Here is a 13,655-nt window from a genome sequence, read left to right as displayed (position 1 = left end):
CTCAAGTCCTCTCGTTGAGAAGCGCACGCAAGGTGTCATAGCCTTTTTTTGCATAGATATAGCTGGGTGCGACCGCCGGGTCCTGTTCGGCTTCCACCACCAGCCAACCTTCGTATTGGGCGGCCAGCAGCACATCGAGCAATTCGGCGAAGTCGATATCGCCATCGCCGGGCACGGTGAAAGTGCCGTTGACGATGCAGTCGGGGAAGCTCCACATCTGGTTGCGCGCCAGTTGCACCACCGCCTTGCGCACGTCCTTGAAATGCACGTGGCAGACGCGGTCGATGTGTTTGCGCAGCACCTCAATGGGCTCGCCGCCGCCCATGTAGCAGTGGCCCGAATCGAACAGCAGGCCGACTTCCGGGCCGGTACGGCGCATCAGTTGGTCGATGTCTTCCGGAGATTCAACATAAGCGCCCATATGGTGGTGGTACGCCAGGCGCACGCCTTGGGACAGGGTGAAACGCGCCAGTTCGGTGAGTTTGTCGGCGTAGTCCTGCCAGGCTTGTTCGCTGTGAAAGCGCGGGCGTTCGATCAGGCGGATGCGCGAGCCCTGGATTGAATCGGCCACCTCGCCGTACACCAGCACCGTAGCGCCATTGCGTTTCAGCAACTCGACATGCCCGACGATGGCCTCGATTTCTTCAGCCACCGAGCGCCGGGCCAGGCGGCTGGAGTACCAGCCGGAGACCAGCGCCAGGTCATAAGGGCGCAACACATCGCCGACGCCCTTGGCGTCCTTGGGGAATTTTCCGTTGAGTTCGAAGCCTTCGTAGCGGATGTCCTTGCCTTCGCTCAGGGCGGTGCTCAGAGGCGTTTCGCCGCCCAGGGCGGGGAGGTCATCGTTGCTCCAGGAGATCGGGTTGATGCCAATTCGGATTGCGGGCATGGCTGCACCTTTTGTTTTTATCTGACTTGAGCCTGGTGAGATTTGCGTTATGTGGGAGCGGGCTTGCTCGCGAATGCGGTCTATCAGATCGCAATTCTTTAACTGACCCACCGCGCTCGCGAGCAAGCCCGCTCCCACATTTGACCGTGTTTAATTTCGGGCACTGCGCCAGGCGTTTATGAGCTGTTCAAAGGTGGCCTGGACTTGCTGAATCAAAACCTCATCATCAATCTCCCCCGCCATCCACGCCCGGCTCGGCTCCTGGAAGATCGTGCGGCCAACGGCAAACCCTCGGCAGGTCGTGCTCTGGCTGGCCTGCTGGAAGCCGTCGGCGAGAAACTCGGCCGACGCATTCAGGCCCAGCAGCACCACGCCACGGCAGTACGGGTCGCGCTCCTGGATCAGTTCGTCGAGCTTCTTCCAGTCCTCGGCCGACTGCGCCTCGATCTTCCACCACGCCGGGTAGATACCCAGGTTGTACAGACGCTTGAGACTGCGGTAGAGCACGTCGGGGTAAGTCGACGGGTGATCCTTGGGCGGGATGACTTCCAGCAGCAGTTCATGGCCGCTGACAATCGACGCTTCGTACACTGCCTTGAGTTGCGCTTCCTGTTCCAGGCGCAGCAGCGGCTCGTCGTCGGGATGGAATTGCACCAGGCACTTGATGATCTGCTCCTGGGGCCAGGCAATCAGGTTGCTGCCCACCGAGCGACCGTGTTCGAACGCCAGGGGACGCGAGTTCTGCACTTCCACCGGACGCGCAATCCACCAGCCGCGACCGCTGGCGGCGTTGAGCGCATCCTGGCCGAAGCGCTGGTCAGCGAGCAGGCCGACGTCGGCCTCGACGCCTTGCTCTGCGAGTTTTTTCTCCACGCGCTCAATGGCCTGGATGAACAGTTGCTTGGCGTCACTGATGCGCGCCAGGTCCTGGCCGCCTTTCTGCGCCAGGTCCACCAGCTGCCAGCGATGATCGAAGGCAAACACGAACAGTTGTTTCCAGGCCTTGCGCGGCACCGTCACACGGTGCAGACGTTGCAGGGTCAGGTCCTGGTCCGGTCGGGTAATCGGTACCGGGCTGTTGAACAGGTATTCCAGCTCCGCCGGCGTGGGCATGGCCGGGGCGCAGGCGTGGCGTGAGACGACCAGGCCGCCACAGGCATTGGCCAACTGGCTGCAACGCTCGTCACTCGCATCGTTGATCCAGCCGCTGAGGAAGCCCGACATGAACGCATCGCCGGCACCGAGCACATTGAGCACTTCTACACGCACACCGGGGTAGATGGCGCCGTCTTCAAGACGTGCGGGAATGGCGCCGTGGATCACTGTGCAACCCTGCGGGCCGAGCTTGACCACCAGGGTCGCCGGGGTCAGTTCGCGCACCTTGCGCAGCGCAGTGAGCAAGTCTTCACTGCCCCCCGCGATGAGGAATTCTTCTTCAGTGCCGACGATCAGATCAAAGCGCGGCAGGATCTTCTGTACATGCTGGCTGACATTCTGGTCGGCGACAAAACGGGTTTCACCATCAGCCTTGCCCGCCAGGCCCCACAGTACGGGGCGGTAGTCGATATCCAGCACGCGCTGGACGTTGTGCTTGGCCGCGTAATCCAGCGCCTGGATGCTGGCCTTGTACACGCCGTCGGTGGAGAAATGCGTGCCGGTGATCAACAACGCCTTGCTGGAGGCGATAAAGGCTTCGCTGATGTCTTCGGCGCGCAGGGCCATGTCGGCGCAGTTTTCGCGGTAGAACACCAGGGGAAAGGTTTCGCGGTCCTTGAGACCAAGCAGGACCAGCGCGGTGAGGCGTTCCGGATCGACCTTGATGCCGCTGACATCACAGCCTTCGCGGGCCAGGGACTCCACCAGGAAGCGCCCCATATGGTCATCGCCGACCCGGCTCAACATCGCCGACCTGAGGCCCAGCCTGGCGGTGCCGAAGGCGATGTTGGCGGAGGAACCGCCGAGGTACTTGGCAAAGCTGGACACGTCCTCAAGCCGCGCACCCACTTGCTGCGCATAAAGGTCGACGCCCAGGCGCCCGAGGCAAATCAGATCCAATTGACGCCCACTGGCAAAACGAGTCTGGCCCATGCTGGCTCCTGTTATTTTTATCAGCCTGCGTTGTACCGACGTGGCGACGGCAAAACGCTCTTGGTGGGAGCAGACTAGAACGTCCGGCGACGCCAATCAATATTTATTCCAGATATTTTTTCATTGGAATATTTTTTCCATTAAGCTCGTACAGGGGCACTCCCACCACAGTGCATCGTTTCAGCAGGCCACGCCGGCCGTGATGCCAAGGTATTTTTTTGCGCCTACCCTGTAGACTTGCGCTACCCATCAGCGCAACAGACAAAAACGCCAGAAGGATTACCCATGTCCCGCACCGATCCCGAGACCACCCTGGAAGACACCATCGCCAGCCCTCCGATCAATGCCGAGCGCCTGTTGCAACTGATCACCGACGAATACGAGAGCCTGCCGCGCCAACTCAAGCGTATCGCCAGCTACATGAGCCAGCAGAGCGACCGGATCATGGTCGACCGCATCAGCGACATCGCCCGCGAGTGCGAAGTGCACCCGTCGGCCATCGTGCGCTTCTCGCAGCGCTTCGGGTTCAGTGGGTTCAGTGAGATGCAGGCGCTGTTCCGCGAGGCCTACACCCACAAGACCACGCCGGTGCAGAACTATCAGCAGCGCATCCGCAGCATGATCGCCAACAAGTCGCAGAAAGCCAGCGGCGGCGACCTGGCGCGCGAGTGCGTCAACGCGACCCTGTCCGGCATCGAGCGCCTGGGGCTGGAGTTGGATGATGTCGCTTTCGACAAAGCCGTGGACCTGGTGGTGAATGCCGACAATATCTACGTGGTCGGCGTGCGCCGCTCCTTCGCGGTGGCGGACTACCTGGTCTACAACCTGCAGCACACCAACAAACGCATCCATCTGATCTCAGGCCTGGGCGGCAGCTACCGCGAACAGATGCGCAGCGTGCGCGCCAATGACCTGGTGATCGCCATCAGCTTCACGCCCTACGGCAAAGAGACGCAGCATTGCCTGCGCATCGCCCAGCATCATCAGGCCAAGACCCTGATCATCACCGACAGCAACCTGTCGCCCCTGGCCAAGCGGGCGAACGCGGTGCTGTTGGTGAATGAAGGTTCGTCGTTTGCCTTCCGCTCGTTGAGCGCCACCCTGTGCCTGTGCCAGGCGTTGTTTATTGCGGTGGCGTACCGGTTGGAGTTGAAAGTGGATGAGATTCACGAGCAAGTCGGGTTCGACGACTGACGACGCCTACCACAACTGCGCCAACGCGCGGCCGTGGTAGCGGATCTGCGCCAGGGTCAGCGCGGTGTAGCCAATGATCACCGCCGGCGGCAAGGTCACCCCGTGACAGAACTTGCCCAGCGGCTGCAGCGTCAAACCTGCTTCAGCAGCGCGGTTGCAGAAATCGACCTCTTCGACACCCGCCGGCAGCCACATCACAAAATGCAATCCGGCCTGCTGGCCGCTGACCGCGCAGTGCCCGCCCAGGCACTCCAGCAACGTATCGCGTCGGGCCTGGTACGCTTGGCGCGAGGCACGCAAATGACGTACGAAGGCGCCGCTGCGCAGGAACTCCACCAGCCCCAATTGATCAGTGGCCCCCACCGAATGCCCGGTGAGTTGCAAGGTGCGCAACAGTCCGCGGCGCAACACCTTGGGCAACACCATGAAGCCTACGCGCAAGCCGGGGAACAGGTTCTTGTTGAAGCTGCCGCAATAGATCACGCGGTCGGCCGAATCCAGGGATTTGAGCGCCGCCAGCGGCGCGGTGTTGTAGTTGTACTCGCTGTCGTAATCGTCTTCGACCACCCAGGCGTCGGCGCGAGCGGCCCAGTCCAGCAACGCCAGGCGACGGGATACCGACAGGGTCATGCCCAGCGGCGCCTGGTGCGCCGGTGTGACATAGGCCAAGCGCGCCCTCTCAGGGAGTTGGCCAGTGTCGAGGCCCTCGGCAGTGACGGGAATACCCTGCACATTGGCGCCTGCCAGGGCGAACAGACGCCGCGCCGGCAGGTAGCCGGGGTCTTCGACACAGGCCGTCTCGCCCGCCTTGAGTACGCTGCGCGCAATCAAGTCGAGGGCATGACGGATGCCGGTGGTGACGATCACTTCATCGGCCTCGCAGTGCAGGCCGCGATAGCTGCGCAGGTAGTCGGCGATCTGTGCGCGCAATTCAGGCAGGCCGGCCGGGTGCGATGCTTCCAGCACGCCCGGCCCTGCTGCCAGCAACCCACGGGAGATGCAGCGGGCCCAGGTCTTCAGGTCAAACAGACTGGCATCCGGGCGGCGTGCGACAAAGGGCACATGGCTCTGCACACCGACATCCGGCGGATCAGGCTCCGCAGGGCGACGAGGTATGTCCTTGGCCAACGGCGCGGCGATGAACTGCTCCGGGATTACCGCACACACCCGCGTGCCAGACCCGGCGACGCGTTTTACGTAGCCTTCGCTGTGCAGGCGGTCGAACACGGCTTCCAGCGTGCCACGTGACACCCACCAGCGCTCGGCCAGGCTGCGCGTGGAGGGCAAGCGGCTGCCCGCCGGCAATTGCCGGTTGAGGATCGCCCCGCGCAAGGCTTCGTAGGCGCCCTGCTGCTTGCCCGCGCCCAGCGTGTCGGGACGCGGCAGGTCGAGCACGGATGCGGTTTTTCCTCGGCTCATAGTGGTCCTATCAAACAAGGCATAAGTGGTCCTCAGGATTAAACCACAATACAGCTAGAGTCCGGGCTCTACTCCTTGCTTCGAGACGCCCCATGACTCAACGCGCCCTCTCCACTGGGTTCTGGCTGATGCTGCTGACCGCGCTCATCGCCTTGCCACGCGTCACCCTGGACATGCACCTGCCGGCCCTACCCGCCATGGCTGACTATTTCCACACCAGCGACAGCCAGTTGCAACTGACCCTCACGCTGTACGCCCTCGGCTCGGCGATTTCGCTGCTGGTCAGTGGGCCACTCACCGACCGCTTCGGCCGCCGTCCGGTATTGCTGGTCGGGTTGTTCCTGTATGTCCTCGCCACGGCAGCGTGCGCCCTGGCGGACAACCTCGCCGTGTTGATCATCGCGCGCCTGTTCCAGGCCTTGGGCGGTTGCTGCACCACCGTGATCGGCCGCGTGATAGTGCGTGACTACTTCGACCGCGACGAACAGGCACGCCTGCTCGGCCTGATCTCCATGGCCATGGCCATCTCACCCATGGCCGCGCCGGTACTGGGCAGCCTGATGCTGCCGTTCATCAACTGGCGCGGGCTGTTCGTGCTGCTGGGGGGGATCGGAGCTGTGCTGTGCGGGGTGGTGTATCGCCGCCTGCCCGAAACCCGCCCGCCGGAAGTCGCCGCCGCCCCGCCGCAGGGACTGCTGCGCCTCTACGGCCAGTTGCTGCGCGATCGTTATTTTCTGCGTTACGCCTTGGCCATCGGTTGCGTGTACAGCACCTACTTTCCGTTTATCAGTGAGTCATCGGCGCTGCTGCAACGCGGCTTCCATCTGTCCGCCACGGCGTATGCCCTGGTGTTCGCCGCCACGATCAGCGGCTACATGCTGGGCGCGAACCTGTTCCGGCGCCTGGTCAGGCGCTTTGACCCGGACCGCTTGATCGCCGTGGGGATAGGCCTGAATCTGCTGGGCAGCGTCACTCTTGCACTGGCCACAACGGCACTGCCAGGGGAATGGCTGGCGATTGTGTTGCCAATGGTACTGATCATGGTATCGGTGGGTATGACGATTCCGGCCTGTCAGCTGTCGGTGCTGCAGCCTTATGGCGCAATCGCGGGAACGGCATCCGGGCTGTTCTTTTTCACCCAGATGTTGCTGACGGCGGTGAGCAGTTGGGCGACCGGGTTGATGTCCGATGGCACCTCTGCGCCATTGGTGATCATGACATCAGTCGCGAGTGTGTTACTGGTGACCAGCTGGCTGGCCTTGCAGCAAAAAGCCGCGCCTGTTACTCAGGCGCGGCTTGGATGAAACGGTAATCAGTGCATGAAGATCGCGATCAGGATGATCACAGGAATAGGCACACCGAGGAACCAAAGCAGTAGTGAACGCATGATGCTCTCCTTGAAAGAACGGGCCTTGAATGAATTAACGGACGAAGTGTTCGGTTTCCACATACACCACGGCATCGCGACGGCGACCGCCAAAGGTGGCTGCGAAACTGGCGAAGAACGCGCCGATCAACAGAGCAACAAAGGTCCAAAGCGACGTGTAGGCAGCGACCTTGGCGGCGGTGTCAGCGGCTTGTTTGGCTTTAAGCTTGGCGTCTTCCACTGCTTTGCGGGCATCGCCATAGACTTTGTCGATACGCGCTTCGGCATCTGCCTGGCTGAGGTTGGTGCGCTGGCTGATCAACTGGGCCAGGTAGGCACGGTCTTCAGCGGCCAATTGGCCGTCATTGCTCAGGGTGCGGGTGAAGATGCGGGCAACCACGCCGTGGGCGGCGTCATCGCTGACGGCTACCGGGCGGTCATCGCGGAACAGGCTGTCGACGTAGTAGTCGAAGTCGCCGCCATTGACACCCTTGGCGGCACTGCCGGCGGCTTGCGTAATGCCGCTGGCCGCGCCGGCTGCAACACTGGCACCGGCTTTCACGCCGCCACTGACGACACTGCTCACCGAACCGACCACCAGCACTGCGGTAATCAACGTGGCCACAGCCCAGGCCAGGAACCCATGGGCCGTGTCGCGGAAGTACACCTCATCGCCGTGCATATTCGCCCACTTCACCCGCAACCGACCGGCAATATAGCCGCCCAGCCCGGATGCGACGATCTGGGTAAACGCCAGCCAGACAATCGTGGAAATGCCAAGCCCCTTGGCGCTGATGCCACTGTCAGCCCACGGCGACACCGCCGAAAAGCCCAGGCCGAAGCCCAGCAGCACGAGGATCAGGGACAATGCGGCCGCAGCGGCCGCCCCGGCAAAAATCGCCCCCCAGGAAACCCCGGAGAGCGTGCTCGATTCTTGCAGCGTGGATGAGGATGTGATCATTGTTGTTGTGCTCCAAGGCAGAAAAATAGTGTTACAAGTCTCAAAAGGGACAGTGCAGGCACCATGCCAGGCAGCAAAAAATTTAAAACCGTTACAAATCATGAAGTTAAGTAAATTGAACTTACTCAAACCATGCAACTTGCAAGAAAGGGCCGTTGCGGGCGGGCGTTATGCATTCCCGTTAGCCGGTCATGAAAGATGTGTCAGTTTTGCCAATATGAAGTTTTATTTAGGAAGCGTTCAGCGATTTCTTGGCAAAATGCCCGCACTTCCGTAGGCGCCGGCTTGCTGGCGATTGCGGTCTTCCCGTGTGAATCGATCACCAGGTAATACCATGACCCGTATTTTGACTATCGAGGATGACGCCGTAACGGCCCGCGAGATCGTCGCCGAGCTGAGTAGCCATGGACTGGATGTAGATTGGGTAGACAACGGCCGCGAAGGCCTGGTCCGCGCCGTGAGTGGCGACTACGACCTGATCACCCTCGACCGCATGCTGCCGGAACTCGATGGCCTGGCCATCGTCACCACGCTGCGCACTATCGGTGTGTCGACGCCGATCCTGATGATCAGCGCCCTCTCCGATGTGGACGAACGTGTGCGCGGCCTGCGTGCCGGCGGTGATGACTACCTCACCAAACCGTTCGCCTCGGATGAAATGGCCGCTCGCGTTGAAGTGCTGCTGCGGCGCAAAAGCACCGTCCAGGAATTCGAAACCGCCCTGCGCGTGGCCGACCTGGAGCTGAACCTGATCAGCCGTGAAGCCAGTCGTGCCGATCAGCCCCTGAGCCTGTTGCCCACCGAATACAAGTTGCTGGAGTTCCTGATGCGCAACACTGGGCAGATCCTGTCGCGGATGATGATTTTCGAGGAAGTCTGGGGCTATCACTTCGACCCCGGCACCAACTTGATCGACGTGCACATCGGCCGTCTGCGCAAGAAGATCGACCCACCGGGCCTCACGCCGCTGATCCGCACGGTACGAGGTTCCGGTTATGTCATTGCTGAACCCCTCTAAGGGCTGGCGCTCTTCCAGCAGCCGCTTGCTGGCGCTGTACAGTTCGTTGTTCGTGGCCTGGAGCTGCATCCTCATGGGGGTGCTGTACTACGAGGTGTCGGGCTATCTGGGCGACCTGTCGCGCCATTCGCTGATGCAGCGCCAGCACCTGTTCCAGCGCTTTGACGGCGAGGAACTGGTGGAAGCCCTGACCACCAGCATGACCTTCGACATGAAGGGCGTGGACGCCTACGGCTTGTTCGATGAGCAGTTCCGCCCTCTCAATGGACCGATCCGCGCGGTGCCGCCCGACTTGCCCCTGGACGGCAAGATCCACGCCCTGACCAACTGCGTCGACTCCGACGACCCCAAGTTGCCCAAGGACAGCTGCGACGCCGTCGCCACCCATACCGATGACGGCCGCTGGCTGGTACTGGTACGCGCCAACGGCTCGCTGTTCGGCGTGACCCGTATCATCTGGCATGCCCTGCTGTGGGCGCTTTCCCTGACGATTATCCCTGGCGCTGCGGGCTGGCATTTGTTGCGTCGTCGCCCGTTGCGGCGGATTCGCGGGATCCAGGCCAGCGCCGAAGCCATCGTCGCCGGCGACCTGACCCACCGTCTGCCGCTGTCGAATCGGCGCGACGAACTGGACATGCTCGCGGCCATCGTCAACGCCATGCTTGATCGCATCGAGAAGCTGATGAACGAGGTCAAGGGCGTGTGCGACAACATCGCCCACGACCTGCGCACCCCGCTCACGCGCCTGCGTGCGCAGCTGTACCGCATCAAGCAGGAGGCCGAGGCGGAGTCGGACTACGCGGTGAAACTGGATGACGCGATTGCCGAAACCGACACCCTGATGGCGCGCTTCCGGGGGCTGTTACGTATCTCCGAACTGGAAGACCACCAGCGTCGCTCAGGCTTTTTGGTCATGGATCCACTGCCACTGTTGCGCGAGTTGCACGACTTCTACCTGCCCCTGGCCGAAGAAGGCGAACTGCAATTGCGGCTCGAAACGCCGGAGTCCCTGCCATGGATCACCGGCGACCGCGCATTGCTGTTCGAAGCCCTCGCCAACCTGCTGAGCAACTCGATCAAGTTCTCCCCACCGGGCGGCGAGGTGATTCTGCGTGGGGTCAACGACGCCGGCAGCACGCGCCTTGAAGTGCACGACTCCGGCCCCGGCATACCCGCAGCGGAACGTGACGCGGTGTTCCAGCGCTTCTATCGCGTGGATGAGAGCGACCAGCAAGGCGGCTTTGGATTGGGCTTGTCGATTGTGGCGGCGATCATCAACCTGCATGGGTTCAGGCTGGAAGTGGGTACGAGTGAGCGAGGCGGTGCACGCCTGGTTCTGGAGTGCCGCCAACAACTCATGCCCGAATAACGCATGCATCACAACACCCTGTAGGAGCCGGCTTGCCGGCTCCTACAGGGGACGCGGGTCAGCCTGGGAAATTGGCCCGCAACGCCTCCAGCCCACCGCTGTAAACACCCGCAAACAACTCTTCCGCCGCCGCATCCGTGGTGCCTGCCGCCGGCGTGAACACACCGGACCAGGTCACTTTCGCCGACGCTTCACCCAACGCCTCGACCTGCACCGTTGCCAGGTATGCACTCACCGGAAATGGCGACTGTTCAATGGTGTAGCTGTAAGTACGGCCGACGTTATCAAAGCTCTGCAAACGCTCCACCACCACCCCGCCATCGGCGGTTTGCAGATGACGCACGCGACCGCCATCAAGGGCCTCGCTTTTGACGATAAACGGCAACCAGTCCGGCAGGCTGTTGAAGCCGCCGATCAATTGCCAGACCTGATCGGCCGATACAGGGATTTCAATCACAGAAGACGCTGTTGCCACGTTAATTACTCCAGAAAATAGAAAACCATTCAGATGGCCATGCTGTCGACCACACCGCCGTCGACCCGCAACGCGGCACCGGTGGTGGCAGAAGACAGGGGTGAAGCAATGTACGCCACCAGGTTGGCGACTTCATCCACATTTGCTGCGCGCTGGATGATCGAGGTTGGCCGTGCGTTTCGCACAAACACATCCGCCTCGTCCCGCGCACTGCGCCCGGATTTTGCGGTGGCGTCCTTGAGCATCTGCTCCAGGCCGTCGGTAAAGGTCGGGCCAGGCAAAACCGCGTTAACCGTCACGCCGCTACCCGCCAGGCGCTTGGCCAAACCATGCGACACCGCCAGGTTGGCGCTCTTGGTCACGCCGTAGTTGATCATGTCCGCCGGGGTCGCCACGCCGGACTCCGACGACAGGAAGATCACTCGCCCCCAGCCCTGCCCGACCATGCCCGGCACGTAATGCCGCGCCAGGCGCACACCGGAGATCACGTTGACTTCATAGAAGCGTGCCCATTCGCTGTCCGGGGCCTCGAAGAAATCCACATCGTTGAAGATACCCAGGTTGTTGACCAGGATGTCGGCGCGCGGTTCGGCGGCGAACAGTTTTTCTGCACCTTCGGCCGTGCCGAGGTCTGCCACCAGCCCGCGCAGGTCCGCGCCGGGGACGGCCTGGCGGATGCTCGCCAAGGCGTCATCCACCTTGCCCGCTTCACGCCCGATCACCACCACGGTGGCGCCGGATGCTGCAAGCGCCTGGCTGATGCCCAGGCCAATGCCGGCCGTGCTGCCGCTGACGATGGCTACTTTACCGCTCACATCAATTTTCATCGGTTGAACTCCTGAAGTTAAAGCGGCAGTGGTGCACGGTCCGAAATCAATCGGGCCTCGCGCAGGGCCTGCCAGAAGGCTGCCGGAATAGTCTCTGACAACGCCGCAACGTCTTCGGCAATCCGCCCCGGACGACTGGCGCCTGGAATCACTGCCGCCACGGCCGGGTGGGCCAGGGAGAATTGCAGCGCCGCCGCTTTCACGCTGACGCCAAACGCCTGGGCAATCGCCCTGATTTGCTCGACCTTGCGGATGATTGCCGGGCTGGCTTGCTGGTACTCGAAGTGCGCGCCGCCCGCGAGGATGCCGGAGCTGTAGGGGCCACCGACGACGATCTCGACGTTCTGCGCCAGGGCCGCGTCCATCAGGCGCTGCAGGGCACGATCATGGTCCAACAGTGTGTAGCGGCCGGCCAGCAAAAAGCCGTCGGGCTGCGCTTCGGTCAGGTCCAGGGTCAGTTCGCACGGCTCGACGCGGTTTACGCCCAGGCCCCAGGCCTTGATCACGCCCTCTTCACGCAGGCGGGTCAGCACTTTGAAGGCACCGGTGCGGGCCTGGTTGAAGTACTCCAGCCATTGGTCGCCATAGAAGTCCTGGGCGATGTCGTGAATCCACACGATGTCCAGGCGGTCAGTGTTCAGGCGGGTCAGGCTGTCTTCGATGGAGCGGAGGGTGGCGTCGGCGCTGTAGTCGTTGAGCATCTTGTTCGGGCGGCCGTGTTCGAACACGCCGCTTTTTTCGCCGAGGTCGCGGGCGCTGTCTTCTATTTCGTCGAGGATCACCCGGCCGACCTTGGTGCTGAGCACGAAATCATCGCGGTTGTACTGCGACAGGGCGTGGCCCAGGCGGATTTCCGAGAGGCCCGAGCCGTAGAACGGCGCGGTGTCGAAGTAGCGCACGCCGGCATTCCAGGCAGCCTCGACAGTGGCCTGGGCTTCGTCTTCTGGAATGGCGCGGAACATGTTGCCCAGCGGCGCGGTGCCGAAGCCGAGCTGGCCTGGGAGTTTGTCTTTCAAGCTCATGGTAGATCCTCACTGGGTTCAGGGGTCGCTGTGACCGTTGAGCAGATCCTAGATTGCGCAGATCGGACCGTCCAAGACATACTGCGACCAACTTGAGTCCCTAGAGGTCTAACATGATCGACCTGCGCCAATTGCGCTACTTCGAAGTCGTCGCCGAGGAAGAGCACGTCGGCCGTGCTGCCGAGCGCTTGCACATCTCCCAGTCACCGCTGAGCCGACAGATAGCCCAGCTGGAAGAGCGCCTGGGACTGACCCTGTTCGAACGCAGTCAGCAACGCATCCGCCTGACCCGTGACGGCCAGACCTTCCTCGCCGAGACCAAGGCCTTGCTGACCCACGCCAACCGCCTGGAATCCTTGGGCAGGCGCCTGGGCCGAGGTGAGGAAGGCGGCCTGTGCATCGGCTATATCGAGAACGCCATGCATGCCGGGGTACTGCCCAATGCCTTGCGCGTGTTGCGCGACGACCGGCCTACCGTGCATATCAAGCTGTATAACCTGCCGTCTCTCGAACAGCTGGAAGGCCTACGCCAACGCAGCCTGGATATCGCATTGGTTGGCGAACCACCCGCCGCCGACGACCCGGACCTTATCGCGCGGCAAGTGCTGGATGACCCCATGCTGCTGGCCTTGCCCGAGCATCATCCATTGGCCCGTCAGAGCGAGTTGTTGCCCGAGCACCTGGCGGACCAGGAGTGGATCGGCGTGCAGCGCAAACCCGGCGCCAACCCCGCCGACGACTTCGTCGCCGCCTGCATCCGCGCCGGTTTCACCCCGCAGATCCCCATGGAAGCCGGGGAGCCGTTTACTGCGCTGGGGTTGGTCGCGTCAGGGCTGGGCGTGGCCATGGTGCAAAAAGGCCTGAGCCGTAATGCCCCGCCCGGCGTGGTGTTGCGTGAACTGCCGTGGTTGAACTACACCACCCCGCTGTGGGCGGCGTGGCACCGCGTCAACCTGCGGCCGCTGGTAGAAACCTTTCGCAAGGTGCTCACCGAATCTGAGCATTGATGGAGCTCCACAGGTGGGGG

The 13,655-nt window shown here is 62.3% G+C and carries 13 protein-coding genes; 6 read left to right on the top strand and 7 right to left on the bottom strand.

Annotation, left to right across the window (positions count from 1 at the left end):
• Window position 1: 1 nt before the first annotated feature.
• A complete protein-coding gene (iolE, locus tag AB4N92_RS23935) occupies window positions 2-889 on the bottom strand; it encodes a myo-inosose-2 dehydratase (RefSeq protein WP_460128424.1) in 888 nt (295 codons plus the stop codon).
• 150 nt (window positions 890-1,039) lie between these two features.
• A complete protein-coding gene (locus AB4N92_RS23930; RefSeq protein ID WP_021491725.1) occupies window positions 1,040-2,977 on the bottom strand; it encodes a bifunctional 5-dehydro-2-deoxygluconokinase/5-dehydro-2-deoxyphosphogluconate aldolase in 1,938 nt (645 codons plus the stop codon).
• Between AB4N92_RS23930 and AB4N92_RS23925 the strand changes: the two genes are divergently transcribed.
• Window positions 2,976-3,212, top strand: coding sequence for a hypothetical protein (locus AB4N92_RS23925; protein WP_047543088.1), 237 nt, complete (start codon window positions 2,976-2,978; stop codon window positions 3,210-3,212). The two genes, AB4N92_RS23930 and AB4N92_RS23925, sit on opposite strands and share 2 nt — an antisense overlap.
• 50 nt (window positions 3,213-3,262) lie before the next feature.
• Window positions 3,263-4,171 carry a MurR/RpiR family transcriptional regulator gene (locus tag AB4N92_RS23920; protein WP_010211026.1) on the top strand — a complete coding sequence of 303 codons (909 nt, stop codon included), beginning with the start codon at window positions 3,263-3,265 and terminating at the stop codon, window positions 4,169-4,171.
• Window positions 4,172-4,177: 6 nt separating this feature from the next.
• Here the strand turns inward: AB4N92_RS23920 and pdxR are convergent, their stop codons facing one another.
• Complete coding sequence (gene pdxR / locus AB4N92_RS23915; protein WP_045792250.1) at window positions 4,178-5,590, bottom strand: MocR-like pyridoxine biosynthesis transcription factor PdxR; 1,413 nt, start codon at window positions 5,588-5,590, stop codon at window positions 4,178-4,180.
• Between the two features lie 92 nt (window positions 5,591-5,682).
• Here pdxR and AB4N92_RS23910 point away from each other — a divergent pair, with 92 nt between their 5' ends.
• The gene (locus tag AB4N92_RS23910; protein WP_047543081.1) at window positions 5,683-6,894 is read left to right on the top strand and encodes a multidrug effflux MFS transporter; all 1,212 of its coding nucleotides are present in this window, start codon (window positions 5,683-5,685) and stop codon (window positions 6,892-6,894) included.
• Between the two features lie 117 nt (window positions 6,895-7,011).
• Here AB4N92_RS23910 and AB4N92_RS23905 read toward each other — a convergent pair whose 3' ends face one another.
• The gene (locus AB4N92_RS23905; RefSeq protein ID WP_010211029.1) at window positions 7,012-7,917 is read right to left on the bottom strand and encodes a hypothetical protein; all 906 of its coding nucleotides are present in this window, start codon (window positions 7,915-7,917) and stop codon (window positions 7,012-7,014) included.
• 334 nt (window positions 7,918-8,251) lie between these two features.
• Between AB4N92_RS23905 and AB4N92_RS23900 the strand changes: the two genes are divergently transcribed.
• Together AB4N92_RS23900 and AB4N92_RS23895 are read left to right on the top strand one after the other, a co-directional pair.
• The gene (locus AB4N92_RS23900) at window positions 8,252-8,935 is read left to right on the top strand and encodes a response regulator transcription factor (RefSeq protein WP_010211030.1); all 684 of its coding nucleotides are present in this window, start codon (window positions 8,252-8,254) and stop codon (window positions 8,933-8,935) included.
• On the top strand, window positions 8,913-10,304 hold the full coding sequence (locus AB4N92_RS23895) for a sensor histidine kinase (RefSeq protein ID WP_010211031.1): 1,392 nt from the start codon (window positions 8,913-8,915) through the stop codon (window positions 10,302-10,304). Before AB4N92_RS23900 ends, AB4N92_RS23895 begins: the two co-directional genes overlap by 23 nt.
• A 58-nt stretch (window positions 10,305-10,362) precedes the next feature.
• Here the strand turns inward: AB4N92_RS23895 and AB4N92_RS23890 are convergent, their stop codons facing one another.
• From AB4N92_RS23890 to AB4N92_RS23880, 3 genes are read right to left on the bottom strand one after another with little or no spacing between them, the layout of a single operon-like run.
• Window positions 10,363-10,779: an SRPBCC family protein gene (locus AB4N92_RS23890; protein WP_029529162.1), complete on the bottom strand. Its 417-nt coding sequence runs from the start codon at window positions 10,777-10,779 to the stop codon at window positions 10,363-10,365.
• A gap of 29 nt (window positions 10,780-10,808) precedes the next feature.
• Window positions 10,809-11,606, bottom strand: a complete 798-nt coding sequence (locus tag AB4N92_RS23885; protein WP_047543077.1) for an SDR family NAD(P)-dependent oxidoreductase — start codon at window positions 11,604-11,606, stop codon at window positions 10,809-10,811.
• A gap of 17 nt (window positions 11,607-11,623) precedes the next feature.
• The gene (locus tag AB4N92_RS23880; protein ID WP_010211034.1) at window positions 11,624-12,628 is read right to left on the bottom strand and encodes an aldo/keto reductase; all 1,005 of its coding nucleotides are present in this window, start codon (window positions 12,626-12,628) and stop codon (window positions 11,624-11,626) included.
• A gap of 113 nt (window positions 12,629-12,741) precedes the next feature.
• On the opposite strand from AB4N92_RS23880, the gene AB4N92_RS23875 reads away from it, so the two are divergent.
• Complete coding sequence (locus AB4N92_RS23875; RefSeq protein ID WP_010211035.1) at window positions 12,742-13,635, top strand: LysR substrate-binding domain-containing protein; 894 nt, start codon at window positions 12,742-12,744, stop codon at window positions 13,633-13,635.
• The last annotated feature ends 20 nt before the right edge of the window (window positions 13,636-13,655 follow it).

The organism is Pseudomonas sp. S3_A09 (assembly GCF_054668065.1).
This window is presented reverse-complemented; position numbering and strand designations above follow the sequence as displayed.